This window comes from Niveispirillum sp. GW835-FHT14G11 (assembly GCF_058793615.1).
Window position 1 is genome coordinate 17,448 of sequence record NZ_JBXAFZ010000016.1, and the last position, 23,339, is coordinate 40,786.

The window sequence follows — 23,339 nt, forward strand, 5'->3', positions numbered from 1 at the left end:
CCACCCTGGACCCTTCATCATGACCCATGCGATTTACCCCTCCCTGCGCGGAAAAAGGGTGCTGATCACCGGCGGCGGTTCCGGCATCGGCGCCGGGATGGTGGAGGCCTTCGTCCGCCAGGGGGCGCGCGTCCATTTCGTGGATGTGGCGGTCCAGGATAGCGGGGACCTGGTCGCCAGCCTGTCCGGCGCGGAGGTGCCGCCGGTTTTCACCCAGTGCGACCTGACCGACCTGGGTGCGGTCAAATCCACCATCGCCGCCATCATTGCGGCCGAGGGTGGTATCGATGTCCTGGTCAACAACGCCGCCAATGACGACCGCCACAAGGTGGAAGAGGTGACGCCGGAATATTGGGACAACCGCATGGCGGTGAACCTGCGCCACCTGTTCTTCGCGGCCCAGGCGGTGGTGCCGGCGATGAAGGCGGCCGGCGGCGGGGCCATCATCAATCTGGGCTCCATCTCCTGGCATCTGGCTTTGCCGGAAATCGCCCTGTACCAGACCGCCAAGGCCGGGATCGAGGGCATGACCCGTGCCTTGGCCCGCGATCTGGGCGAGGATAATATCCGCGTCACCTGCGTCGTGCCGGGCGGGGTGAAGACCCCGCGCCAGATGCGCCTCTGGCACAATCCGGAGGAAGAGGCGCGCATGCTGGGCCTGCAGTGCCTGAAGCAGCGTGTTGAACCGCGCGACATCGCCGCGATGGTGCTATTCCTGGCGTCCGACGATGCGAGATTGTGCACGGCGCACAATTATTTCGTCGATGCGGGGTGGCGATGACCGATCTCTCTTCCATCAATCCGGACTGCATCTGGGACCTGAAGGGCATCCTGCTGGAAGGCGCCTGCTGGGATGCCGAGCGGGCCGTGCTCTGGTTCGTGGATATCAAGAAGAAGCAGATCCACCGCCTGGACCCGGCCACGGGCACGCGCGACACCTGGGGCGCCCCCGACCAGCCGGGCTTCGTCCTGCCCCAGGCCGGCGGCGGCCTGGTGGTGGGCATGCCGCACGGGCTGCACCGGTTCGACCCGGCCACGGGCAGCTTTGCGCCGCTGGTTTCCGTGGAAACCGACCGTGCGGGCAACCGCCTGAACGATGGTTTCACCGATGCCACCGGCCGCGTCTGGTTCGGCAGCATGGATGATGCGGAGAAGGCCGACACCGGCGCCTTCTATCGCTGGGATGGCGGCGCGCCCGCCCGCATCCTGGACGGTATCTGCATCACCAACGGCCCGGCGACCAGCCCGGATGGCACGATCCTCTACCATACCGACACGCTGGCCCAGACCGTCTATGCCGCCGACATCCAGGCCGATGGCAGCATCGCCAACCGCCGCATCTTCGCGAAGATCGGTGAGGGCGAGGGCTATCCCGACGGCATGGCGGTGGACGCGGAGGGCTGTGTCTGGGTCGCCCTGTTCTTCGGGCATGGCATCCGCCGCTACGCGCCCAACGGCACGCTGCTGGGCTTTGTCCGTTTCCCCGTTTCCAACATCACCAAGCTGGCCTTTGGTGGACCGGACCTGAAGACGGTCTATGCCACCACGGCGTCCAAAAGCCTGTCGGCGGAACAGGCGGCGGCACAGCCCCTGGCCGGCGGCCTGTTCACCTTCCAAAGCCCCGTGGCGGGCCTGCCGCCCGCAAAGGTACGCGCATGACCGACGAAAACCGCCCCGCCCGCCGCTTCCGTTCGCGCGAATGGTTTGATGCGCCGGGGCGGGCCGACATGACCGCGCTCTATCTGGAACGCTTCATGAATTACGGGCTGACGCCCAAGGAACTGCGCTCGGGCAAGCCGATCATCGCCATCGCCCAGACCGGTTCCGACCTCAGCCCCTGCAACCGCATCCATGTCGATCTGGCCCGGCGCGTGCGCGACGGCATCCGCGACGCCGGCGGCATCCCGTTCGAATTCCCCGTCCATCCGATCTTCGAGAATTGCCGGCGGCCCACGGCGGCCCTTGACCGCAACCTGGCCTATCTGGGCCTGGTGGAGGTGCTGCACGGCTATCCGATCGACGCCGTGGTGCTGACCACCGGCTGCGACAAGACCACGCCGTCGGGCGTGATGGCGGCCAGCACGGTGGACATCCCGGCCATCGTCCTGTCGGGCGGGCCGATGCTGGATGGCTGGTTCGAGGGTGAGCTGGTGGGATCGGGCACCGTCATCTGGCGCGGCCGTCGCCGGCTGGCGGCCGGCGAGATCAGCGAGGAACAGTTCCTGGAACTGGCGGCGGCAAGCGCCCCGTCCGCCGGCCATTGCAACACCATGGGCACGGCCAGTACCATGAACGCCATTGCCGAGGTGCTGGGCCTGTCCCTGCCCGGCTGTGCCGCCATCCCCGCCCCCTACCGCGAGCGCGGGCAGATGGCCTATGAGACGGGCCGGCGCATCGTGGAAATGGCCTATGAGGATCTGCGCCCGTCGAAGATCCTGACGCGTCAGGCCTTCATCAACGCCATCGTCGCCAATGCCGCCATCGGCGGATCGACCAATGCCCAGCCGCATATCGTGGCCATGGCGCGGCATGCCGGGGTGGAAATCAGCCATGATGACTGGCGTCAGTACGGGTACGACGTGCCGCTGCTGGTCAATCTGCAGCCGGCCGGCAAATATCTGGGCGAACGGTTCCACCGCGCCGGCGGCGTGCCGTCCGTGCTGTGCGAACTGGCGGGTGCCGGCAAGATCGACACGTCCTGCCTGACCGTGTCGGGCAAGTCCATCGCCGAGAATATCCAGGGCCGCGAGACGAATGACCGCGAGGTCATCTTCGCCTATGATCAGCCGCTGATGAGCCGCGCGGGCTTCCTGGTGCTGAAGGGCAACCTGTTCGACTTCGCCATCATGAAGACGTCGGTGATCTCCGATGATTTCCGCCAGCGCTATCTCTCCCGTCCGGGGCATGAGGGCGTGTACGAAGGCCGGGCCATCGTCTTTGACGGGCCCGACGATTATCACGAGCGCATCAACGATCCGGCCCTGGATATCGATGAGAACTGTATCCTGGTGGTGCGCGGTGCCGGCCCGCTGGGTTTCCCCGGCTCGGCAGAGGTGGTGAACATGCAGCCGCCCGACGCCCTGCTGAAGCGCGGCATCAAAAGCCTGCCGACCATCGGCGACGGGCGGCAGTCCGGCACGTCCGACAGCCCGTCCATCCTGAATGCCAGCCCGGAATCGGCGGCGGGCGGCGGTCTGGCCATCCTGCGCACCGGCGACATCCTGCGCCTGGACCTGAACAAGGGCACCTGCGATATGCTGGTTGCCGATACGGAAATGGCGCGGCGCCGGGCCGAGGACCCGGCCCCGCCGATCCCGGCCTCCAAAACGCCGTGGCAGGAACTGTACCGTGACCATGTCGGCCAGCTGGACAGCGGCGGCTGCCTGGAAATGGCGCTGAAATACCGGGGCGTGGCGGACGAGACGCCACGGCATAATCATTGATCGGGGAAACGCCGTAGGTCAGGTCGAGCCGAAGGCGAGCCCTGACCTACGAATGGGAAAACCAGGAGAAAGCAATGAGCGGTTCCAGGGAGGAACAGGTCAATATGGGGTTCATCGCCGCCATCGTGGCGGTGGCGACCATTGGTGGCTTCATGTTCGGTTATGACAGCGGCGTCATCAACGGCACCGTCGAGGGGCTGAAGAAGGCCTTCAATTCCAACAGCGTCGATACCGGCTTCAACGTGGCGTCGATCCTGCTGGGTTGCGCCGCCGGTGCCTTCAGCGCCGCGCGCCTGGCCGACATTATCGGCCGGCGCAAGGTGATGATGATCGCCGCCTTGCTGTTCATCGCCAGCGCTATCCTGACCGGCGGGGCGCACAGCGCCTCCATCTTCGTCATCGGCCGCCTGATCGGCGGTCTGGGCGTGGGGGCCGCCTCGGTGCTGTCGCCGGCCTATATCTCCGAAGTGACCCCCGCCTCCATCCGCGGCCGGCTGTCCTCGGTCCAGCAGATCATGATCATCTCCGGTCTGACCGGCGCCTTCCTGGGCAATTACCTGATCGCCGGTGCCGCCGGCGGGTCGACCGAGCCGTTCTGGCTGGGCTATGAGGCCTGGCGCTGGATGTTCTGGGCCCAGATCATCCCGGCCACCCTGTTCCTGGGCGCATTGCTGATCATCCCGGAAAGCCCCCGCTATCTGGTCGTCAAGGGCCGCGAGGCGGAGGCGCAGGCCGTGCTGTCCCGCCTGTTCGGCCCCGCCGCCGGTGCCGCCAAGGTGGTGGAGATCCGCCAGAGCCTGGCCGCCGACCATCACAAGCCCAAGCTGTCCGACCTGATCGACAAGGTCACCGGCAAGGTCCGCCCCATCGTCTGGGTCGGCATCGGGCTGGCCGTGTTCCAGCAGTTGGTCGGCATCAATGTCGTGTTCTATTACGGTGCCGTGCTATGGCAGGCCGTGGGCTTCTCCGAAGCCGATGCGCTGCGCATCAACATCCTGTCGGGGGCCCTGTCCATCCTGGGCTGTCTGGCGTCGATGGCGCTGGTGGACAAGCTGGGGCGCAAGCCGCTGCTGATCATCGGGTCGGCCGGCATGGCCATCACCCTGGGCATCATGGCGGTGTGCTTCGCTTCGGGCTCCCTGGTCGACGGCAAGTTGCACCTGTCGGACAATATCGGCCTGATCGCCCTGATCAGCGCCAATGCCTATGCGGTACTGTTCAACTTCTCCTGGGGCCCGGTCATGTGGGTCATGCTGGGCGAGATGTTCCCCAACCAGATCCGCGGGTCGGGCCTGGCGGTCAGCGGTCTGGCGCAGTGGACGGCCAATTTCGGCATCACCATGACCTTCCCCATCCTGCTGACCAGTATCGGCCTGACGGGGGCCTACGGCTTCTATGCGCTGTTCGCCGCCATCTCCTTCTTCTTCGTCCGCTCCCTTGTGCATGAGACCAAGGGCCGCGAGCTGGAGCAGATGGAAGGCTGAGATTGCGCGTGATATTCCGCCGGGGGACCTCCCCGGCGGAATTGGTTGCGCGGACAAGGCGGCGGGCCGATAAAGGGGCGTTTTCCGACACCAGGGACGGGGCATCATGGAAAGACAGAGACGGCGTGGCAGCCAAGCGGTAACCATCCGTGAGGTGGCGGCCCGTGCCGGTGTCTCCTCCATGACCGTATCGCGCGTCATCAACAAGGATGACAAGGTCAACGAGAATACCCGCGCCCTGGTGGAAACCGCCATCCGCGAGCTGAACTATACCCCCAACCCCGCCGCTCGTCGGCTGGCCGGCTCAGAGGTGCTGCGCATCGGCCTGCTCTATTCCAACCCGTCCAGCGCGTACCTGTCGGAATTCCTGGTCGGCGCGTTGGATGAGAGCAGCCGCGAGGGCCACCAGCTGGTGGTGGAGAAATGCGCCGGCACGGCCAAGGCCACGGCCTCGGTCACCCGCCTGCTGGCCGGCGGCGTCAACGCCTTCATCCTGCCCCCGCCCTTGTGCGAATCCAAGCCGATCCTGACCATGCTGGAAGAGGCAAATGTGCTGAGCGTGGCCGTGGCCACCGGCCGGCCCAATCCGCACCTGCCGACCATCCGCATCGACAATTACGCCGCGTCCCGGCAGATGACGGAGCATCTGATCAGCCTGGGTCATCGCCGCCTGGGCTTCATCAAGGGCAATAAGAACCAGTCGGCATCGGACATGCGCCTGCACGGCTTCCTGGATGCATGCGCCGATGCCGGCCTTGCCGAGGCCGACATCCTGACCGAACAGGGCCAGTATGATTATGCCTCAGGTCTGGAGGCGGCGGAAAAGCTGCTGACCGCCACTCCGCGCCCCACCGCCATCTTCGCGGCCAATGACGACATGGCGGCGGCCACCATCTCCGTCGCCCATCGGCTGCATCTGGACGTACCGGGCGATCTGTCCGTGGCCGGCTTCGACGACACGCTGATCGCCACCACCGTCTGGCCGCCGCTGACCACCATCCGCCAGCCCATCGCCGCCATGGGCAAGGCCGCCGTCGTGGCACTGGCCACCGCCATGCGCAACCGCTGGCAGCCCGGCCGCAACAGCGACGGGCCGGAACAGAAGCTGCTGGCCTATAAGCTGGTAAAGCGGGAGAGCACGATCCCGGTGGGGTGAGGGGGCGTACTTTCGCCCTCCCCCTTCACACGTTACCGGATCACCCCCCGATGCCGCGCAAGCCCCCCTTGGCGGCTTCTTCCAGGAACCATTCATAGGTCTGGCGCAGGCCCTCGGCCAAGCTGGTCCGGGCGGTCCAGCCCAGGTTCTTCAGCTTGGTGTTATCCATCAACTTGCGCGGCGTGCCGTCGGGCTTGGACGCGTCGAACACGAAGCGGCCCTGCCAGCCGACCGTGGCCGCCACCTGTTCGGCCAGCGTGCGGATGGACACTTCCTGCCCCGTGCCGACATTGACATGGTCATATCCACTGTAATTCTTCAGCAGGAAGACCAGGGCGTCGGCCAGATCGTCGACATACAGGAACTCGCGCAGCGGCTTGCCCGTTCCCCAGACGGTCACCTCCGGCAGCCGGTCGCGCTTGGCGTCGTGCAGGCGGGCCAGCAGGGCGGGCAGCACATGGCTGTTGGACGGGTGGAAATTGTCCCCGATGCCATAGAGATTGGTCGGCATGGCCGAGATATAGTCGCAGCCATATTGCTGACGATAGGCCTGGCACAGCTTGATGCCGGCGATCTTGGCGATGGCATACCATTCGTTGGTGGGCTCCAGCGAGCCCGTCAGCAGCGCATCCTCGCGCATCGGCTGCGATGCCAGCTTGGGATAGATGCAGGACGATCCCAGGAACAGCAGCTTTTCCACATTGTTGCGGAACGACGCCTCGACGATGTTCGTCTCGATGGCCAGGTTGTTGTACAGGAATTCGGCTGGATAGCTGTTGTTGGACAGGATGCCGCCCACCTTGGCGGCAGCGACCACCACGGCGTCGGGCTTCTCCGCCGCCACCCATTCCTCGACTTCCCGCTGGCGCGTGAGGTCCAGCACGTCGCGGCCGGCGGTCAGAATGGTGCATCCTTCCGACGCCAGACGGCGGACAACCGCACCCCCCACCATGCCACGATGGCCGGCCACCCAGACGCGCTTGCCCGTCAGGTCGTAGCGCTTCACGTCACTCATCTTCATTCCTCCGCTGCGCGCTTCAGGCCAGCAGCTTCACGTCGGCCTCGACCATTTCACGGACGAGGTCGGGGAAGGGGGTTGTGTGGGTCCAGCCCAGCTTTTCCTTGGCCTTGGCCGGATCGCCCAGCAGCAGGTCCACCTCGGTGGGGCGGAAATAGCGGGGATCGATGCGCACCAGCACGGCACCGCTGGCGGCATCCCGGCCGATCTCGTCCACCGCCGACCCGCTCCATTCGATGGTGCGGCCGACATGGCCGAAGGCGCGCTCCACGAACTCGCGCACCGTGTGCGTCTCGCCCGTGGCCAGCACGTAATCCTCGGCCACATCCTGCTGCAGGATGCGCCACATGCCCTCGACATAGTCGCGCGCATGGCCCCAGTCGCGCTTGGCGTCCAGATTGCCCAGATAGAGGCAGTCCTGCTGACCATGATGGATGGCGGCAACCGCACGGGTGATCTTGCGGGTCACGAAGGTTTCGCCGCGGATCGGGCTTTCATGGTTGAACAGGATGCCGTTGCTGGCATGCATGCCATAGGCCTCGCGGTAATTCACCGTGATCCAGTAGCCATAGAGCTTGGCCGCGGCATAGGGGCTGCGCGGATAGAACGGCGTCGTCTCCCGCTGCGGCACCTCCTGCACCAGGCCGTACAGCTCCGACGTCGATGCCTGATAAAAGCGGGTCTTGCCCTCCAGCTTCAGGATGCGGATCGCCTCCAGCAGCCGCAGCGTGCCGATGCCGTCGGCATTGGCCGTATATTCCGGCGTCTCGAAGCTGACCTGCACATGGCTCTGGGCGGCCAGGTTATAGATCTCGTCCGGCTGGGTTTCCTGGACGATGCGGATCAGGTTGGTGCTGTCGGTCAGGTCGCCATAATGCAGCTGGAACCGCACATCCTTTTCATGGATGTCCTGATACAGATGGTCGATGCGGGCGGTGTTCAGCGAGGAGGAACGGCGCTTCAGCCCATGGACGATATAGCCCTTCGACAGAAGCAGTTCCGACAGGTACGCACCGTCCTGACCGGTGACGCCGGTGATCAAGGCAACCTTACGCGACATGCTCAACTCTCCGGGGCGATGGCATGTCCATCGCCGTTAAAGAAACCGCCTGACCGCCCCCGCCAGCGGCGAATAAACCTTGGTCATAAACTGTTGCAGCACGCTTGTGAACACGCACGATCAGTGCGATACGCCACCCAATAGCTCCAAAGCTCTGAACACGCCGTTAACATTTCCGACATCGATGCGCATATAGCGCTGATCCGGCCGTTGCCCCTCCCGGCAGATCAGGTCGACATCGGATTTGGCCGAGCCGATATACAACACATCCCTGCCCGACGCGATGCAGCCATAAGTCTTGGAGGGTATGACATAAGCCACGAAACCATCGCGCAGCGTGATCAGGTGCGCATCGGGCGTCACCAGCAGGCGCCCCAGGTCGCCGAACGGCACCGGCCGGCCGCGCGCCACGGGCAGGCCCTCATTCTTCAACCGTTGTTCCACCAGATCCGCCCCTGCCCCGATGGCGTTCAGCCACAGGCCAACGGTACCGCTGCCTTCCCGGTGATGGCGGATATAGGCATCGATGAACGTGTCGGTATCGTGCGCTACGCCCCAATTGCCGGAATAAAGCAGGATTTTGCGGCCCGCCAGCTCCGCCGGCACGGGCAGCGGCACCTCCTCGCCCGTCAGTTCCACGGGCGGCGGGTCGCGCTTCAGCACGATATTCTGCGCGGGAATGCCGTAATGGCGCAGCAGGCGCACCTGATCCTCGCCCGACGCTTCGAACAGCTGGACCCGGCGGCGCAGCCAGATGGTCAGCGCCAGGGCGGCATCCAGCACCCTGGACGGCCGGGGGCGCGAGGCGATCAGGCATTCGGGATGGAAATCCGCAATGCGGTAGATCAGCTTCTTACGCAGCACCACATTCAGTGGCACCAGGAAATGCAGCAGGAACGGGGGCGAGCCGGTGAACAGGATTTCGTCCGCCGCCGACAGATATTTCCAGGCCCGGCTGATGAGCATGGCATTGGTGCGCACGGTCCAGGCCAGCCGGCGGCCCAGGCTGGCGCGGTCCAGCGGTGGGGCCGGCAGACGCAGGGTGCGCACGGTACCCGGGCCCACCTGCTCCGCCTCAATGCTGGCTTGCCCGCCCGACGTCAGGCCGACCAGGGTAACGTCATAGCCCAGCGCCGCGCGCTCGCGGCAATGCATGACGGCATATTGGCCGACGGCGCCGAAATCCGGGGGCAGCCAGTCGCACAGGTAAACAAGCTTGGTCATCGCTCAACCGGATGGGCATCTGCACAAGCGCGGCATTGACCGCGAAAGCGTCCCCCCTGTCAATCCGCCCCGCTCGCCGGGCTGCCCCCCGTGCCGCCGGCGGAACCTTTATCCAGCAGATGCGCCGCCTCCGCCTTGGCCCGCGCCACATCGCCGGCAAAGACCACGGCCCCCTTGCGGTGGCGCAGGCCCAGATTATGCAGCACGCCCATCGGCTGCCGCTGCACGCCGGCCATCACCACATGCGCCCCGCGCTTGTCGGCGCGGGCCACCAGGGTGGACAGCGCGTCGGCGCCCGTGGCGTCCAACATGGGTACCCCGCCCATATCCAGGATCAGCACGCGCGGCACCCCGCCGGTGCGGTCCAGCACGTCCAGCAGCTTGCGCGCCGCGCCAAAGAACATCGGCCCGTCGATCCGGTACAAGGCCGCCCCGGCGGGCAGGCCCAGGGCCAGCCCCGGCTGTTCCCCGCCATCGGAGACCTCGACCGTTTCCGACATGCGGTGCATGAACAGCACCGCCGCCAGCAGCACCCCCACCTCGATCGCCACGGTCAGGTCGATGGCGATGGTCAGGACGAAGGTGGTCAGCAGCACCACCCGGTCGCTGGTCGGGGCCGCGCGCAGCTGATGCAGGAAACGGCCGGCATCGCTCATGTTCCAGGCCACGACCACCAGCACGGCGGCCAGCACCGCCAGCGGCACGAAGGATGCCAGCCCGCTGAACACCAGCATGAACAGCAGCAGGAAGGCGGCATGCAGCATGCCCGACACGGGCGAGCGGGCACCGGAGCGGATATTGGTGACCGTGCGCGCGATGGCGCCGGTGGCCGGCAGCCCGCCGAACAGGGCGGATGCGGTATTGGCCACACCCTGGGCCAGCAATTCGGCATTGGGCCGGTGCCGCCGCCCCGTCATCCCGTCCGCCACCACCGCCGACAGCAGCGATTCGACCCCCGCCAGAAAGGCGATGGTCAGCGCCGCCGGCAGCAGGGTCCGCAGCTTCTCCAGGGTGATCACCGGCAGGACCGGCATGGGCAGATGGTCGGGAATGCCGCCGAACCGCGATCCGATCGTCTCCACCTCCAGCCCCAGTGCAAAGGCCGCGACGGAGCCCAGCACCACCGCCACCAGGAACCCCGGCACCTTGGGCGCCAGGCGGCGCAGGCCCAGGATCAGCGCCAGCGACCCCAGCCCGACAGCGGCCGCCACGCCGATACTGGCGCGGGCCTCCCAGAAGGCCGGCCATTTATCGATGAAGTCGGCCGGCACGGCTTCCATGGACAGGCCCAGCAGGTCCTTCACCTGGCTGGAAAAGATGATGACGGCGATGCCGGCCGTGAAACCGGTGACCACCGGTTCCGGGATATATTTGATCCACTGCCCCAACCGCAGCAAGGCGGCCGCCACCAGGATCAGCCCGGCCATCAGCGTGGCCAGCACCAGACCATCATAGCCGTGCTGGTTGATGACCCCGACCACGACGACGACGAACGCCCCCGTCGGCCCGCCGATCTGCACCCGGCTGCCGCCAAGCGCCGAAATCAGGAACCCCGCCACCACGGCGGTGACCAGCCCCTTGTCCGGCGTCGTCCCCGACGCAATCGCCAGCGCCATGGCCAGCGGCAGCGCCACGATGGCCACCGTCAGCCCGGCAATGGCATCGGCGCGCAGCGCGGCCAGCCCATAGCCCTCCCGCAAGCTGGTGACCAGCTTGGGCAGAAGCTCCTGGCCAAGGGAAACAGGCGTGGCGCTCATGGGCGACCCCCCGGAACAACATCATGATTTATGTAGTTCGGGGAGGTTCCGCTTTTTGGGTGGTGTTAGTCAAGGGGGTGCCGATCCGGACCTCTCCTTAGCGTTGCAAGCGAATCTCTGAATACTAGATAAATAGAGCAATTAAACAACTAATTATGCTTTTCCGACATACAGCATCTGTTATCTTGGCGTCGCCGGCGAAGAGATACCGGCATGATATGTTGCGCGAGGTCCGGGGTGTTCAGCATAAGCAGCGTCAATCTGGACGTGCTTCGCGAAGAATGCATCCACGCGGATTGCGAGGAAATCCGCGCAATCCTCTCCGCAACCGACCCCGCCATGGCACAAATGCCGCTGCTGTCCGAACGGATCAGGGAGGTCCTGTGCTGGGCGGCGGACAGGAAGATTGCCGGCAAGCCAGACGTGACGATCCTGGCGGAACTGGTGATCCGGCAGCGGCGGGGCGTCCTGGAGGATCCGGATCTGCGCCGGCTGCTGGATACCGGGACCCCGCCGCATCGGGATATCATGCTGCATTATCTGGCGGAGAAGCCGCCGGGTTTCTGGGCGGCCTGACCGATGTCCTGCGCCGAGCTTCTCTCCCCAAAGATCATGGGCGTGTCCAATGCCCTGTCGGCCGGCGGACAGGCGGCGGACAAGTTGGTCATGCAGGTCTGCCAGGACTGTCCAAACCTGGACCGCGCGTCCGACGATGCCAAGTGGCTCGTTGACAAGGCCCTGATCTGCGATGTGATCTGCTGTTGTCGAAGCGAAGTCGATAAGCAGGTCTGCGTAGACAAAACCTTCAAGAGCGCGGATCGCGCCCTCAACTATAAGAGCCGATACAAGACCGAAGTTAGTTACAACATGACGACAGATCCGCCGTCGCCCTTCATGCACCGCGACGACAACGGACGGGACACGACGCAGCCCTCGACGCACTGGCAGACCCGTGCATACCAGGACATCCAAGGCTACCGACCCAATACCGGACAAGTCCGGCGCCCGGATATGGTGATTGTAAGCGATCCGTCCAAGCCGCCGCACCAGGCCAACATCGAACGCGTCGCGGAGGTGAAGTTCGGCAAAGACCCGGAAGGCAACGGACAGTTCGCCGCCTATACGGAAATCGCCGGCGATGCCGACCGGTTTACGCCCGTGCACGACAGCGAGTGCAATTGTGCGGATCGCCACCGGCGGCCGGTGCCGGTGCCGGTTCCCGTGCCGGTACCGGCACCGCAGGAGGAGAAGCGACCCTGGTGGGACAACACGGCGGTCCTGACCGGTGCTGTTGTCGTGGGGGCCATCGCCACCGTGGCACTGGCGGTGATCCCGTTCGACGGTCCCGTCGGCGAAGTGGCGGCCGCCAGCGCCACGGCTGGCGCGTTCAGCCGTCTTGCCGCAAGTTGGGGAGCGACGTTCGGTGGGACCGCAGCGGCTGGAGGCCTGTGATGGAAGTTCCCGAGGAATTGACGCCCGACCATGTCGACGCCATCGCGCTGGATGGTGGCCACGGCCTCGTGGCGGCACGGATCGGGTTCCTGGCGACCCTGTATTTCCGCGAACCCGGGGAGCCGGAGACACGCAGGCGTCTTGCCGACTGCATCGATCTGCTGGCGTCGACCTTCGGCGACCGCATCCGCTGGCTGAAGCCGGAGGAGAAGGCGCCGTTCCAGGGGGTCCGGGGACTGCGCGGATCCGACTATACCGCGGCTCTTGTCGGCACTCCGACATATGAATCCATCGATTTCATGGCCCATAGCGGCACGCGGGAACAGGATGCCGGGCATTTCATGATCAACGCCTATGCCCCTTTGAAAATGCCCAAAGAACAACTGGGCTTCCTCAGCTTCGCGGCGGCGGTGGGCGAACTGGCGGCGCGGCAGCCAGGCATGGTCGTCGGGTTGGTGACGCGCCTGTGCGACCTGCTGTTACCTTTGCACGGCTATGCGGGGCTCGGGATCATCCGCAATCCCAACCCCTACACGGCACGGCGCACCGACCATCTGGTGGTGCCCCTGGCCAGGCGGTTTGCCGGGCTGGAGCTGGACATGCCGGCCACCCATGTCCTGAAGCTGCGGGACGGGATCAAGGGCGTCAACTGGCTGACCATGGTCAGCGACAGGCTGGCCGACCGCGCCGGCGGCTGCGCCGCCCTGGCTCAGGCGGCCACAGCCGCCGGGCTGGGCACGCTCGGGCTGGCGAGCGGACTGATCATCCAGGCGGGTGCCACACCACAGTTCGGCGACCTGGAGGCCGCTGGCATACCCGCCCCCTACCACAGGGCCGATACCCTGCTGAAGCCGTTACGCTCCTCCGGAAAGGATATCCTGACCACGGAAACGATCGCCGGTCTAACACCGCGGGAGTTCTCTGCATCATGGTACGCACGGTTCGAGAGCGGGCATTCTTCAGGCACGTCATGATCCACCCTATTGCCCTCCTCCCCCGTGCGGCGTATCCGGATGCAGCATCCGCCCGCGCGAAGGTTCAGCACACCCATGTCCTTGCCCCACGACACGCCGTTGCCCATCCCCGCCGCCGTGGGCGCCAGCCTGTCGGGAACCAACCTGGAGCGGGCGGGGGACCATAACCAACGTGTGACGTTGCAGGCCATCCGGGTGGGCGGGCCGATCACGCGGGCCGATCTGGCGGAGATCACCGGGCTGACGGCGCCGGCCATCGCCAATATCACCAAGCGGCTGCTGTCTGAAGGGCTGATCCTGGAGGCGGGGCGCCTGCTGGGCCAGCGCGGGCAGCCGGCCATGAAGCTGGCCGTCAATCCCGATGGCTGCTTCTCCGTCGGGGTCAATATCGACCGCGACCACATCACGCTGGTCGTGCTGGACCTGGCCGGCCAGGTACGGGCGCGGGCCACGCGGGAGGTGGATTTCGCCCTGCCGGATGAGGTGGCGGAGTTCGCGCGGGTCGAGCTGTCCGCCATCCTGGCCAAGGGTGCGATCAAGGCAAAGCGCCTGGTGGGGCTGGGCGTGGCCCTGCCCGACGATCTGGGCCGGGTCCACCTGCCCCACCAGCCCGACGCCTATGAAACCTGGGACCGGACCGATATCCCGGCTTTGTTCGCCGGGCTGCCGCCCCTGCCGGTCTTCGTGGAGAATGATGCCACCGCCGCGGCCTTGGGCGAGGCGCAGTTCGGCCTGGGCCTGCGCCATCCCAGCTTCTTCTATCTGCTGGTCAGCCGCGGGCTGGGCGGCGGGCTGGTGCTGGACGGGCAGTATTTCCGAGGGGCCGAGGGGCGCAGCGGCGAGATCGGGTTCCTGCCCGTGCGCCATCCCGCCGTTCCGGGCGGCAGCCTGCAGGACGCCGTGTCCCTGTCGGCCCTGTTCGACCATATGGCGGCGCGCGGGTACCGGGTCACGCAGCCCGACGACCTGCTGTCGCTGGATGCGGCGGGTCAGGCGGCGGTGAAGGAGTGGATCGGGCTGTCGGCGGAACTGCTGGCCGGGCCCATGCTGTCCATCTCCTGCCTGATCAACCCGCAGGCCATCTTCATTGGCGGCCGGTTGCCGGCCCCGCTGGTTGATGATCTGGCGGCGGCCACCAATGACCGCATGGCCGCCGAACGCGGCCAGGTGCCCATCCTGGCCCCCCTGCGCCGCGCCGCCATGGCCGCCGACGCGCCCGCCGTGGGGGCCGCCATCCTGCCCTTCAACCAGCACCTGCTGCCCGGCCGATCGGTGCTGATGAAGACGGCGGAGGAGTGAGCGCCGGGGACCCTTCACATGCCCAGATGAACGACCCGCAGGTCGGCACCAGCACGAATGCCCTTGTCATTGGTAATGAACATGTCACAGCCGGCGGCCTTTGCGGTGGCCATATGGATGGCATCTATCAGTTTCAGCCGGTGCTGCGCGCCCGATCTGGCAGCTGCCTCCAATATCCCTCAATCAACCGGTATCAGTTGGAAAATATGGCCATCCAGCAGGATGTGCCGGTACTGGTCAGCCAATGCCTGATAGATGATGACATTCGTATCGATATAGATTTTCGTCATGGCGAAGGCTCTATTCGTCGCCTCGCATCTCCCGAATATCCGCGTCGATATCGTCCATGGTGCGCGGCGCGGCCATCCGGGCACCCGTGCCGGCCAGAGCCAGAAAACGGGCAACGCTGCCTTCGGCCTGGACTGCCATATCGGCAGCCGCCACATCCGGGACAGGGGTGTCTTCGAACGTGACCGTGATCTGCCGGCCGTCCGCCAGCTTGTGGGTCCGCGCCATCTCCTTGAAGGCGCCTACGGTGGTATCGACCGATATATGGCCCATGTCCGTCAACTCCGCCCGTCAACTCCCTACTGATAGGCCATTGTAGGCGATGCGCCCTTGGTGTCAAATCCACACAGGGTTTCCGAAGGTTCTTATTTATTATTTCAAATTGTCTATTTAAACGAAGGCCGCTAACCTGCCCCGTATAAGCGCCTCCATAGGCGCATGCGTGGGGAGGGTTTCCGATGGTTCGGATCGGGGTTGATTTCGGCGGCACCAAGATCGAGGTGGCGGCCCTGTCGGCGGATGGCACCTTCCTGTCCCGGCTGCGCGCGCCCAATCCGGGTGCCTATGATGCAGCCATCGCCACGCTGCGCGACCTGATCGACCGGACGGAGGCCGCGACCGGCCGGGCGGAAAGCGTGGGCCTGGGCGTGCCGGGCAGCATCAACCCCGCCACCGGCCTGATGCGCAACGCCAATTCCACCTATCTGAACGGCCGCGACTTCGCGTCCGACCTGTCGGCGGCGCTGGCCCGGCCGGTGCGTCTGGCCAATGACGCCAATTGTCTGGCCTTGTCGGAGGCGGTGGACGGGGCGGCGGCGGGGGGCCGCGTGACGTTCGCCATCATCATCGGCACCGGCTGTGGCGGCGGGCTGGTGGTCGATGGCAGGCTGGTGGAGGGAGGCAACGGCATCGGCGGCGAATGGGGCCATGTGCCCCTGCCGTGGCCCACGATTGAAGAGGTGCCGGGCCCCGCCTGCTGGTGCGGGCAGCGGGGCTGTCTGGAAACCTGGGTGTCCGGCTCCGGCCTGCGCCGCGACCATGCCGCCGTTACCGGTAATGACCAGCCCGGCGAATGGATCATCCAGGCGGCACGGGATGGTGATCCGGGTGCGGCGGCGGCGCTGGATCGCTATATCGGCCGGCTGGGCCGGGCCATGGCCCTGGTCGCGAATATTGTCGATCCCGACATCTTTGTGCTAGGTGGCGGTCTGTCGAATGTCGCGGAAATTTATGAGAGGCTGGAACCCGTCATCCGCTCTTATGTGTTCTGTGACACGTGGCGGGCCCGTATCGTGCCGGCACGCTGGGGCGACAGCTCGGGTGTGCGGGGCGCGGCACGGCTCTGGCAATCCTGACCGGCAAGCAAGGTTCGAAACCATGACCACGTCCCCCCTGTCCGACGCCACCCGCCGCCGCGATACCCTGGTCGCCTGGGCATTGGACCATGCCTATCCGCTGTGGTGGGAACAGGGTTACGACCATGTCCGCGGCGGCTTCCATGAGAAGCTGGACCAGGCGGGCAAACCTGTCGACGCACCGCGCCGCGCGCGGGTGCAGCCGCGGCAGATCTATTGCTACGCCATCGCCCCGCAGCTTGGCTGGACCGGCCCGGCCGACGATATCGTGCGGCAGGCGCTGGAGACCTATCTGACCCGCTATCGGCGCGAGGATGGGTTGTTCCGGGCCCTGGTGGCGCCCGACGGGTCGGTGCTGGACGACAATGTCGATCTCTACGACCAGGCCTTCGCCCTGTTCGGCCTGTGCAACGCCGCCCAGGCGCTGAACGATTTCGTGCCGCTGCATCCCATCGCCGCCGCCCTGCGCGACCGGCTGATCGCACGCTGCGGCCACCAGGGCGGCTTTGCGGAATTGCAGCCGGACACGCTGCCGCTGCTGTCCAACCCCAACATGCACCTGTTCGAGGCGTCGCTGGCCTGGGAAGCGGCCGGAGGCGACGCCGGCTGGGGCACAATGGCCGACGGCATCGCCGGCCTGGCCATGACCCGCTTCATTGACCCGGCCAATGGCGGCCTGCGCGAGTTCTTCGATGCCGACTGGCGCCCCGCGCCGGGCACGCCCGGCCGCATCATGGAACCGGGGCACCAGTTCGAATGGGCCTGGCTGCTGCTGCGCTGGGGCAAGCTGCGCGGGCGGCAGGATGCGGTAACGGCCGGCCTGCGCCTGCTGGAGATCGGGGAGGTGCATGGCGTGGACCCGGCGCGCGGCGTGGGTTTCAACAGCCTGCTGGATGATTTCTCCATCCATGACCACAGCGCCCGCCTGTGGCCGCAGACCGAACGGCTGAAGGCCGCGGTGCTGGCGGCGGAGATCACGGGCGACGACGCGCACTGGGCGACCGCAGCACGGGCCGCCGACGGGCTGCTGTCCTATCTGAACACGCCCGTGAAGGGCCTGTGGTGGGACAAGCTGTCGCCGGCAGGTGCGTTTACCGACGAGCCGGCGCCGGCCAGCAGCTTCTACCACATCACCTGCGCCATCCTGGAAATGGACCGGGTGGTGAGGGCCGCCGGGTAACCAAGCTGCCCGCCTGACTATCATGGACCCATCCCGCGTCTGCCGGAACCAGCGGCCTGTGCCCCTTGGGTCGGACCGCTACAGGGTCTATCCGTTTCGGGCCAAATAATATCGCCATCAGGCCACATCTTTCCGGCATCCCTTCCCCCACCACCCCGCAATCCCAGGCGCCGCCTGGGTTCCCGCGCCCTGTCGCCCTGCCGCACCGCAGATGTTGCTTTGCTGGACGAGTACAAATAAGAATCATTATTATCTTGCGAACGATTATCAATACCACTATTCGCAGCGCCAACATCGTCAGCACCAGGGAAGCCCCGAGATGAAGTGGAAGCTCGCAATGATGCTGGGTGGCACGCTTGCCGCCTATGTCCCGCAAGCCGGCGCGCAGGAAGCGGCGACCGACCAGATCGACGAGATCGTGGTGATCGGCACCTATACAATGCCCGACAAGATCGACACGGCCACGGGCCTGGGCCTGACCGTGCGCGAGACGCCGCAATCGGTCAGCATCATCACGGCACAGCGCATCCTGGACCAGAATCTGGTCTCCATCTCCGACGTGATCGACAATGCCGTGGGCGTCACCTCTGAAGAGGTCGATGATGTCCGCAACCAGTTCTATGCGCGCGGGTTCGAGATCCGCAACTATCAGGTCGATGGCGTGCCGCTGGCCTGGACGCTGGCCGGCGGTGCCGGTGAGACCATTGCCGACGTATCGATCTATGAGCGGGTGGAGGTGGTGCGCGGCGCCACCGGCCTGATGTCGGGTGCGGGGGAGCCATCGGCCTCGGTCAATCTGGTGCGCAAGCATGCCGACGCCAAGGATTGGGGTGGCTATGCCAGCGCCAGCTATGGCCGTTGGAACACCTGGCGCACCTCGGCCGATATCGGCGGTGCCGTTACCGACAGCGGCAATGTCCGCGTGCGCGGCGTCGTGCGGTACGAGGAGGGCGAAAGCTATATCGACCTCTATGAGAACCAGAAGCTGGTCGCCTATGGCACGGTCGATGTCGATGTGACCGAGGACACGCTGCTGCGCGCCGGCTTCAGCCATCAGCGCGGCAAGCCCGACGCCCCGGCCTGGGGGGCGCTGCCCACCTTCTATTCCGACGGCACCACCACCGACTGGGACCGGTCCAAGACCGCCTCGGCCGACTGGAGCTATTGGAACACCACCAACCAGAACCTGTTCGTGACGCTGAAGCACGATCTGAATGATCGCTGGAGCCTGGTCGCCAATTACAACCGCCTGCGCAACGCCCAGCAGACCGAGCTTTTGTACCTGTCGGGCACGGTCAGCACGGTGACCGGCGACATCCAGTACAGCTATCCCTACAAGGATGATGGCGAGAGCATCCAGAACAGCTATGACGCCCAGGTCAAGGGCATGATCCCGGCCTTCGGCCGCGATCATGAGCTGGTGTTCGGCGCCCTGCATTCGGTGCAGCAGCGCGACACGACCACCTTCGGCGCCCTGGCCTTCCCGCCGGGCACCGATTACCAGAACTGGGACGGCACCGCCTATCCCTATCCCGGATTTTCCACCACCGGCACCCTGGGCGTGGATGAGCGGGTGGAGCAGACCGGCTATTATGGGGCCGTGCGCCTGAACCTGACGGATGAGTTCAAGCTGATCGGCGGCGGCCGCCTGTCCAGCTGGGAGCAGAAAGGCGTCAGCTTCGGCGTGAACAGCGATTATGGCGATGACGATGTGTTCATCCCCTATGTCGGCGCGCTCTATGACATCACCCCGCAGCACCGCGTCTATGCCAGCTTCACCAAGATCTTCCAGCCGCAATCCAACCTGGACCGCAACCTGAACCAGCTGGACCCGCTGGACGGCAAGGCTTATGAGATCGGCCTGAAGAGTGCCTATTTCGACGATGCGCTGCAGACCACGCTGGCCCTGTTCCGCACCAAGCAGGATAATGTCGCCACCGCCGACATCATGGTCACCCCGCCCGGCGGCCTGCCGCAGCAGACCTACATCGCCGGCAAGGGCACGGTAGCCAAGGGCTTCGAGGTTGAGGTGACGGGCAAGCCGGCCGAGGGCTGGAACATCTCGCTGGGCTACAGCCAGTTCCAGGCGGAGGATGCCAACGGCAACGACGTAATCACCGACCAGCCGCGCCGGCTGCTGAAGCTGTTCACCACCTATAATTTCCCAGGCCTGGAGGCGCTGACCATCGGCGGCGGTGCCAATTACCGCAGCAAGGCCTATTCGGTGGGGGCCAACCCGGTGACCGGCGGTGCCTATCGCTTCCAGCAGGATGGCTATGTGCTGGTCAGCCTGATGGCCCGCTACGCCGTGTCGGAGCAGTTGCAACTCCAGGCCAATGTCGAAAACGCGCTCGACAAGACCTATTACAGCCAGACCGGCTTCTACAGCCAGTACCGCTACGGCGCCCCGCGTAACTATACGCTGAGTGCCACGTACCAGTTCTGATGGGATGGGATCGGCGGCCGGGCGGGCTATCTGCTCGGCCGCTAAATTATATTGCTCTACTTTTATTCAGAACATGAATACCAATAGATAATTTTCCAAAGATGGCCGTGCCAATTGATTAAATAATATTTTCATAGTATCAGAATTTACTGAAACTGTTTAGGATTTTATTTCATCACTTGGCGGCATAATTGAATATTCACTCAACCGTATTGACAATATGCTGGGTCCATCTTATTGATCTATGTAAAATATTCAGATGCAGATATCGTGTCTGACTATGCCTTCATTGCGCCTAGGTTTGTACGCATTTCTAAGATATCTACCCTAAGTCCTGGTGATTTCTCCTTGTGAAATGAGAGGAGGGAGTTATGTGGCTTTTTGTAGGAGCGGCTCCTGGCAGCAATATTTCTAATGCCTTGATAACCGTCCGGGTATATGACTTTCTATATTCACTAACCGTAGACGCTGGATCAACTGCCGAAACCGATTTCAATCCCCCTGAAATTGACGGCCTTACAGACATCGAATTATGTATCGAAAGTGCGAATCGGCAAGTATCCATCTTGGGACAGAATATCCCTGTAGATGCTAAAATCGTTATATTGGGAAGTAAAGCTCTTCGTTTCGAGGGGCACATCTACCATCGGCAAATGAAAGGGCTAAATACGGCTCCTGCCTGTACTCTTCGATGCACTCCGCAATCATCCCCAATGATGGGTCCTGGCTGCAGGGAATGTGAAGTCAGAGGACTCGTATTCAAGCTGTGTTGCTGATGGAAAGAAAGCTAATGGATAAGCATCTTGCGGTCAACGTTTATGACCAACACAACAATGCTATAGCCGGTACGGCTGTTATGTTCAAAGTAAAAAAAGGAGGAAATGAGATTGCTGTTGGCCCTGTGGAAACACAGGGTGTAAAGGATAAACCAGTAAGTATTCAGATGCCAGATGAACTAGATGAACCATTTATATCAGTAATTGCCTCCTATGCGGGAAATTATAAAGAAGTTATTGTGGACACTAGACAGACAAATAGTATAATTATTCGCTTTAAGATTGAAAACTTATCTAGCGATAAAAGTTCACTTGATGCCACCAACATCGGCGATAGCCCAAATCCATTCCAGATACTAATGGAGGCTCAGAAGGCAGTTCCTGCTGTTAAGTTTGCTCTTGGGGTTGCAGGAATTGGTGCTGCTGCGGCACTGGTAAATCTTTTCGTCGGCCCAACCAAAGCTACAATTGTTATTATAACATTAATTTTCATTGGAATGGTATTATTATTTGCATTTTCAAAGCTTGTTGTATCCGAAAGCCGATCTACTCAATTGGCAGGTATTGTACTTCTTTGGGCCGTATTGTTTTTTTTCATCATATTTCTTGGATTTACGGTAACGGCGTTTGCTGTGGAGTGGCCGAGTCCATGGTCGCGGTTTTTAGGCGTTGTGCCTGAAAGGCCTGCGATCAATGCGAATTTTCCGAGAATACCGAGCAAAACTGGATGGATATTTTTGGGGTATATCGACATCAAGAGTCGAAATTTCGTTGAAGGACCAAAAGCTGAAGTGATTCAGAACACGTTTAAAGTTAAACAAAATATGTTCGAAATCGGAGATATCATAAGGATTAAGTTTCCATCAAAAGTAATTATCATTGACTATGCAACAATGAATACCAAGAAAAATCTAACTTCCCCCATTACAAAGGGAATAGTCACTATAGATGACGAAACTGGTGTTATTATACCTGCTAATGCCGAGTTGATAGTGCGTGACATTTCATATGGTTCGTGGCCGGGAAACCCAACTGCAGCAGTATGGGCTCGGATCGTCTATGCAGATGAAAATTGATTTCCGTATATCTACTTTTTCGACTTAGTAGCAACTAGACTCACCCCTCCAGCAGCTTCCACACCCCATCCACGCCCGCAACCGGTTTGCCCGCGACGCTCAGCAGGCCGCGCGCATAGATGACGCTGCGGCCCGAGCGCAGGATCTCTCCCCGCGCCTCGATGAAATCCCCGACCCGGCAGGCGCCGATGAACTGAAGGTTCATCTGGATGGTGGCGCAGGGGCGGCGGGCCACGCTGTCCCAGACGATCAGGCCGATCGCATGGTCGGCCAGGGTGGCGATCAGGCCGCCATGGATGGTGCCGCGGTCATTGCGGTGCTGGTGCGCGCATAACAGGCCATAGGCGCGATGCTCCCCCTCCTGCCGCTGCCAGAAGGGGCCGACAAGCCCGGCAAAATCCGCCCATTCCTCCGCTAGCCATCCCTGGGCCAGCAGTTCCGCGTGCGTCACCATTCCACGCCCCCGTGTTCGCCTGCATGGCTCATAATATACATGAATGTTGTCATCCATATAAATAAATCGTATCCGTTGTATCGGAAAGCCCGGCAAGGCCCGCGATGAACCAGGGGAGGACAAGATGGACATGCAGGGTCGCGCCGTGGTGATCAGTGGCGGCGGGTCGGGCCTGGGGGCCGCGACGGCGCAGGTCTTCGCGGCGGCGGGGGCCAGGGTGGCGTTGCTAGACATCAATCCCGATGCGGCCGCCGCCGTGGCGGACCGTATCGGCGGGTTGGCCGTCCAGGCCGACGTGACGTCTGCCGCCAGCCTGTCGGCAGCGCTGGAAACAGCGGCGGCCGCGCACGGCCCGGCGCGCATCGCCGTCAATTGTGCGGGCATCGCGCCGCCGGCCAAGGTGCTGGGCCGCGACGGGCCGCATGATCTGGACCTGTTCGCCCGCGTCATTCAGGTGAACCTGATCGGCAGCTTCAACCTGCTGCGCCTGGCGGCATCCGCGATGGCGGGGCTGGCGCCGGTGACGGCGGATGGTGAGCGCGGGGTGATCATCAACACCGCCTCGGTCGCCGCCTTCGACGGGCAGATCGGGCAGGCGGCCTATGCCGCGTCCAAAGGCGGGGTGCATGCGATGACCCTGCCCACTGCCCGCGAACTGGCGCGCAGTGGCATCCGTGTCGTCACCATCGCGCCGGGCATCTTCCTGACGCCGATGATGCTGGGCCTGCCGCCGGAGGCGCAGGACAGTCTGGGCCGGCAGGTGCCGTTCCCGTCGCGCCTGGGCCGGCCGGACGAGTATGCGGCGCTGGCCCGGCATATCGTGGAAAATGCCATGCTGAACGGGGAAACCATCCGCCTGGACGGCGCGCTGCGCATGCCGCCGAAATGAAGGAGGAG

General features: G+C 63.9%; 21 protein-coding genes. 14 read left to right on the top strand and 7 right to left on the bottom strand.

Annotation, left to right across the window (positions count from 1 at the left end; translation table 11 throughout):
- The first annotated feature begins 19 nt into the window (after window positions 1-19).
- The 5 genes from xylB to AC1Q7F_RS25390 all read left to right on the top strand — a co-directional run bounded on the left by xylB (window position 20) and on the right by AC1Q7F_RS25390 (window position 6,083).
- Window positions 20-781, top strand: coding sequence for a D-xylose 1-dehydrogenase (xylB, locus tag AC1Q7F_RS25370; RefSeq protein ID WP_492511337.1), 762 nt, complete (start codon window positions 20-22; stop codon window positions 779-781).
- Window positions 778-1,659 carry an SMP-30/gluconolactonase/LRE family protein gene (locus tag AC1Q7F_RS25375; RefSeq protein WP_492511338.1) on the top strand — a complete coding sequence of 294 codons (882 nt, stop codon included), beginning with the start codon at window positions 778-780 and terminating at the stop codon, window positions 1,657-1,659. Before xylB ends, AC1Q7F_RS25375 begins: the two co-directional genes overlap by 4 nt.
- Window positions 1,656-3,443 carry an IlvD/Edd family dehydratase gene (locus AC1Q7F_RS25380; RefSeq protein ID WP_492511339.1) on the top strand — a complete coding sequence of 596 codons (1,788 nt, stop codon included), beginning with the start codon at window positions 1,656-1,658 and terminating at the stop codon, window positions 3,441-3,443. The genes AC1Q7F_RS25375 and AC1Q7F_RS25380 overlap by 4 nt, the downstream gene beginning before the upstream one ends.
- Before the next feature lie 74 nt (window positions 3,444-3,517).
- Window positions 3,518-4,927: a sugar porter family MFS transporter gene (locus AC1Q7F_RS25385; protein ID WP_492511340.1), complete on the top strand. Its 1,410-nt coding sequence runs from the start codon at window positions 3,518-3,520 to the stop codon at window positions 4,925-4,927.
- Between the two features lie 106 nt (window positions 4,928-5,033).
- A complete protein-coding gene (locus AC1Q7F_RS25390; RefSeq protein ID WP_492511341.1) occupies window positions 5,034-6,083 on the top strand; it encodes a LacI family DNA-binding transcriptional regulator in 1,050 nt (349 codons plus the stop codon).
- A 40-nt stretch (window positions 6,084-6,123) separates the two neighbouring features.
- Here AC1Q7F_RS25390 and fcl read toward each other — a convergent pair whose 3' ends face one another.
- The 4 genes from fcl to AC1Q7F_RS25410 all read right to left on the bottom strand — a co-directional run bounded on the left by fcl (window position 6,124) and on the right by AC1Q7F_RS25410 (window position 11,142).
- A complete protein-coding gene (fcl, locus tag AC1Q7F_RS25395; RefSeq protein ID WP_492511342.1) occupies window positions 6,124-7,104 on the bottom strand; it encodes a GDP-L-fucose synthase in 981 nt (326 codons plus the stop codon).
- A gap of 16 nt (window positions 7,105-7,120) precedes the next feature.
- Window positions 7,121-8,161: a GDP-mannose 4,6-dehydratase gene (gene gmd, locus AC1Q7F_RS25400; protein WP_492504229.1), complete on the bottom strand. Its 1,041-nt coding sequence runs from the start codon at window positions 8,159-8,161 to the stop codon at window positions 7,121-7,123.
- Window positions 8,162-8,281: 120 nt separating this feature from the next.
- On the bottom strand, window positions 8,282-9,385 hold the full coding sequence (locus tag AC1Q7F_RS25405) for a glycosyltransferase family protein (protein WP_492511343.1): 1,104 nt from the start codon (window positions 9,383-9,385) through the stop codon (window positions 8,282-8,284).
- Window positions 9,386-9,444: 59 nt separating this feature from the next.
- Window positions 9,445-11,142 (bottom strand): SulP family inorganic anion transporter, encoded by a 1,698-nt coding sequence (locus AC1Q7F_RS25410; RefSeq protein WP_492511344.1) that lies wholly within the window; start codon window positions 11,140-11,142, stop codon window positions 9,445-9,447.
- Between the two features lie 237 nt (window positions 11,143-11,379).
- On the opposite strand from AC1Q7F_RS25410, the gene AC1Q7F_RS25415 reads away from it, so the two are divergent.
- From AC1Q7F_RS25415 to AC1Q7F_RS25430, 4 genes are all read left to right on the top strand, one after another.
- A complete protein-coding gene (locus AC1Q7F_RS25415) occupies window positions 11,380-11,718 on the top strand; it encodes a hypothetical protein (RefSeq protein WP_492511345.1) in 339 nt (112 codons plus the stop codon).
- A 3-nt stretch (window positions 11,719-11,721) separates the two neighbouring features.
- Window positions 11,722-12,594 carry a hypothetical protein gene (locus AC1Q7F_RS25420; protein ID WP_492511346.1) on the top strand — a complete coding sequence of 291 codons (873 nt, stop codon included), beginning with the start codon at window positions 11,722-11,724 and terminating at the stop codon, window positions 12,592-12,594.
- Window positions 12,594-13,568, top strand: coding sequence for a type VI immunity family protein (locus AC1Q7F_RS25425; RefSeq protein ID WP_492511347.1), 975 nt, complete (start codon window positions 12,594-12,596; stop codon window positions 13,566-13,568). The genes AC1Q7F_RS25420 and AC1Q7F_RS25425 overlap by 1 nt, the downstream gene beginning before the upstream one ends.
- 75 nt (window positions 13,569-13,643) lie before the next feature.
- Window positions 13,644-14,867, top strand: a complete 1,224-nt coding sequence (locus AC1Q7F_RS25430) for an ROK family transcriptional regulator (protein ID WP_492511348.1) — start codon at window positions 13,644-13,646, stop codon at window positions 14,865-14,867.
- Window positions 14,868-14,881: 14 nt separating this feature from the next.
- Here AC1Q7F_RS25430 and AC1Q7F_RS25435 read toward each other — a convergent pair whose 3' ends face one another.
- On the bottom strand, window positions 14,882-15,040 hold the full coding sequence (locus tag AC1Q7F_RS25435; RefSeq protein WP_492511349.1) for a type II toxin-antitoxin system VapC family toxin: 159 nt from the start codon (window positions 15,038-15,040) through the stop codon (window positions 14,882-14,884).
- Window positions 15,041-15,167: 127 nt separating this feature from the next.
- Complete coding sequence (locus AC1Q7F_RS25440; protein WP_492511350.1) at window positions 15,168-15,428, bottom strand: hypothetical protein; 261 nt, start codon at window positions 15,426-15,428, stop codon at window positions 15,168-15,170.
- Window positions 15,429-15,613: 185 nt separating this feature from the next.
- Here AC1Q7F_RS25440 and AC1Q7F_RS25445 point away from each other — a divergent pair, with 185 nt between their 5' ends.
- From AC1Q7F_RS25445 to AC1Q7F_RS25460, 4 genes are all read left to right on the top strand, one after another.
- Window positions 15,614-16,510 carry an ROK family protein gene (locus AC1Q7F_RS25445; RefSeq protein ID WP_492511351.1) on the top strand — a complete coding sequence of 299 codons (897 nt, stop codon included), beginning with the start codon at window positions 15,614-15,616 and terminating at the stop codon, window positions 16,508-16,510.
- Window positions 16,511-16,532: 22 nt separating this feature from the next.
- The gene (locus AC1Q7F_RS25450) at window positions 16,533-17,690 is read left to right on the top strand and encodes an AGE family epimerase/isomerase (protein ID WP_492511352.1); all 1,158 of its coding nucleotides are present in this window, start codon (window positions 16,533-16,535) and stop codon (window positions 17,688-17,690) included.
- Window positions 17,691-18,009: 319 nt separating this feature from the next.
- Window positions 18,010-20,136, top strand: a complete 2,127-nt coding sequence (locus AC1Q7F_RS25455; RefSeq protein WP_492511353.1) for a TonB-dependent siderophore receptor — start codon at window positions 18,010-18,012, stop codon at window positions 20,134-20,136.
- Window positions 20,137-20,926: 790 nt separating this feature from the next.
- Window positions 20,927-21,988, top strand: coding sequence for a hypothetical protein (locus AC1Q7F_RS25460; protein WP_492511354.1), 1,062 nt, complete (start codon window positions 20,927-20,929; stop codon window positions 21,986-21,988).
- A gap of 40 nt (window positions 21,989-22,028) precedes the next feature.
- Here the strand turns inward: AC1Q7F_RS25460 and AC1Q7F_RS25465 are convergent, their stop codons facing one another.
- The gene (locus AC1Q7F_RS25465) at window positions 22,029-22,442 is read right to left on the bottom strand and encodes a PaaI family thioesterase (RefSeq protein ID WP_492511355.1); all 414 of its coding nucleotides are present in this window, start codon (window positions 22,440-22,442) and stop codon (window positions 22,029-22,031) included.
- Between the two features lie 124 nt (window positions 22,443-22,566).
- Between AC1Q7F_RS25465 and AC1Q7F_RS25470 the strand changes: the two genes are divergently transcribed.
- A complete protein-coding gene (locus AC1Q7F_RS25470) occupies window positions 22,567-23,331 on the top strand; it encodes an SDR family NAD(P)-dependent oxidoreductase (protein ID WP_492511356.1) in 765 nt (254 codons plus the stop codon).
- Window positions 23,332-23,339 lie beyond the last annotated feature (8 nt).

Coding starts and splice junctions, on each gene's coding strand:
- AC1Q7F_RS25455 (WP_492511353.1), top strand. CDS start 18,010: ATGAAGTGGAAGCTCGCAATGATGCTGGGTGGCACGCTTGCCGCCTAT.
- AC1Q7F_RS25460 (WP_492511354.1), top strand. CDS start 20,927: ATGGATAAGCATCTTGCGGTCAACGTTTATGACCAACACAACAATGCT.
- AC1Q7F_RS25405 (WP_492511343.1), bottom strand. CDS start 9,385: ATGACCAAGCTTGTTTACCTGTGCGACTGGCTGCCCCCGGATTTCGGC.
- AC1Q7F_RS25390 (WP_492511341.1), top strand. CDS start 5,034: ATGGAAAGACAGAGACGGCGTGGCAGCCAAGCGGTAACCATCCGTGAG.
- AC1Q7F_RS25420 (WP_492511346.1), top strand. CDS start 11,722: ATGTCCTGCGCCGAGCTTCTCTCCCCAAAGATCATGGGCGTGTCCAAT.
- AC1Q7F_RS25445 (WP_492511351.1), top strand. CDS start 15,614: ATGGTTCGGATCGGGGTTGATTTCGGCGGCACCAAGATCGAGGTGGCG.
- AC1Q7F_RS25440 (WP_492511350.1), bottom strand. CDS start 15,428: ATGGGCCATATATCGGTCGATACCACCGTAGGCGCCTTCAAGGAGATG.
- AC1Q7F_RS25470 (WP_492511356.1), top strand. CDS start 22,567: ATGGACATGCAGGGTCGCGCCGTGGTGATCAGTGGCGGCGGGTCGGGC.
- AC1Q7F_RS25430 (WP_492511348.1), top strand. CDS start 13,644: ATGTCCTTGCCCCACGACACGCCGTTGCCCATCCCCGCCGCCGTGGGC.
- AC1Q7F_RS25410 (WP_492511344.1), bottom strand. CDS start 11,142: ATGAGCGCCACGCCTGTTTCCCTTGGCCAGGAGCTTCTGCCCAAGCTG.
- AC1Q7F_RS25380 (WP_492511339.1), top strand. CDS start 1,656: ATGACCGACGAAAACCGCCCCGCCCGCCGCTTCCGTTCGCGCGAATGG.
- AC1Q7F_RS25375 (WP_492511338.1), top strand. CDS start 778: ATGACCGATCTCTCTTCCATCAATCCGGACTGCATCTGGGACCTGAAG.
- AC1Q7F_RS25465 (WP_492511355.1), bottom strand. CDS start 22,442: ATGGTGACGCACGCGGAACTGCTGGCCCAGGGATGGCTAGCGGAGGAA.
- AC1Q7F_RS25450 (WP_492511352.1), top strand. CDS start 16,533: ATGACCACGTCCCCCCTGTCCGACGCCACCCGCCGCCGCGATACCCTG.
- AC1Q7F_RS25425 (WP_492511347.1), top strand. CDS start 12,594: ATGGAAGTTCCCGAGGAATTGACGCCCGACCATGTCGACGCCATCGCG.
- xylB (WP_492511337.1), top strand. CDS start 20: ATGACCCATGCGATTTACCCCTCCCTGCGCGGAAAAAGGGTGCTGATC.
- fcl (WP_492511342.1), bottom strand. CDS start 7,104: ATGAAGATGAGTGACGTGAAGCGCTACGACCTGACGGGCAAGCGCGTC.
- AC1Q7F_RS25385 (WP_492511340.1), top strand. CDS start 3,518: ATGAGCGGTTCCAGGGAGGAACAGGTCAATATGGGGTTCATCGCCGCC.
- gmd (WP_492504229.1), bottom strand. CDS start 8,161: ATGTCGCGTAAGGTTGCCTTGATCACCGGCGTCACCGGTCAGGACGGT.